Source organism: Endozoicomonas sp. SESOKO2 (genome assembly GCF_024606245.1).
Lineage (GTDB): Bacteria > Pseudomonadota > Gammaproteobacteria > Pseudomonadales > Endozoicomonadaceae > Endozoicomonas_A.
Genome location: NZ_JAHHPQ010000067.1, coordinates 1 through 1,187, shown reverse-complemented (window position 1 = coordinate 1,187; position 1,187 = coordinate 1). Strand labels below are relative to the sequence as shown.

Annotated in this window: 1 protein-coding gene; it reads left to right on the top strand. The window is 49.6% G+C overall.

The window, feature by feature from the left end; all coding sequences use genetic code 11:
• Positions 1 to 1,187, top strand: a 1,187-nt coding sequence (locus tag KDK17_RS01720; protein ID WP_257287200.1) for a WD40 repeat domain-containing protein, incomplete at both ends; no start/stop codon positions are given.

The following is a 1,187-nucleotide window of genomic DNA, read 5'->3' as shown; positions in this document are numbered from 1 at the left end:
CTCAATGCGAGACGTTCAACGTAGATACAGAGGCCGTCATTGCTCATGAGGACAGTGTGAACTCAGCCACCTTCAGTGCCGATGGCAGTCATCTGGTGACTGCCAGTGAAGATAAAACGGCGAAAATCTATGGTCAGAACACCCATGGAAAATGGGTAGAAGAAACCATTATTTCCCATCAAGACGGTGTCGGATCAGCTATCTTCAGCGCCGACGACCGCCATGTGGTGACCACCAGTTACGATCAAACGGCAAAAATCTATAGTCAAGTCGATGGGGCATGGGACGAGAAACTCACCATTTTCCATGAGGGCGATTTCTACTCAGTCACCTTCAGTACCGATGGCCGCCATTTGGTGACCGCCAATATGGATAATACGGCGAAAATCTGTGCTGAGGGAGGCGATGGGTCATGGGAAGAAAAACTCACCATTTTCCATGATGATTGGGTTAACTCAGCCACCTTCAGCACCGATGGCAGCCACGTGCTGACGGTCAGTGACGATAACAAGGCCAAAATCTATGGTAAGGAAGGCGATGGATCATGGGTAGAAAAAATTACCTTTCCCAATAACCGAAGGATCACAACAGCCACCTTCAGCGCCGATGGTTGCCGGGTGGTGTTAGCCTGTATCGATGATGCAGCGATAATCTATGGTCAAAAGACCGATGGCTCATGGGAAGAAGAAGCCACCATTCCCCATGATCACTCTGTCATGTCAGCCATCTTTGGTGCTGATGACCGCTGTGTGTTGACTGTCAGCTTTGACTGCGTGGCGAAAATATATGGTCAGAAGACCGATGGCTCTTGGGAAGAAGAAATCATCATTTCCCACGTTGCTTGGATCAACTCAGCCTCCTTCAGCGCCAATGGCCGCCATTTGGTGACGGCAAGTGTCGATAGCACGGCGAAAATCTATAGTAGGAGGGACAGCGGATCCTGGGAAGAAAAGTGCATTATTTCCCATAATTACAATGTCATCTCAGCCACCTTCAGCCCTGATAGCCGCCATGCGGTGACGGCCAGTAACGATGGTACGGCGAAAATCTATGGTCTGAAGACTGACGGATCCTGGATCGAAAAGGCCATTATATCCCACAAAAGTTCGCTCAAATCAGCCAACTTTAGCGACGATGGCTGCCTTGTGGTGACCACCGGTACCGATGGAACGGCAAAAATTTATGGT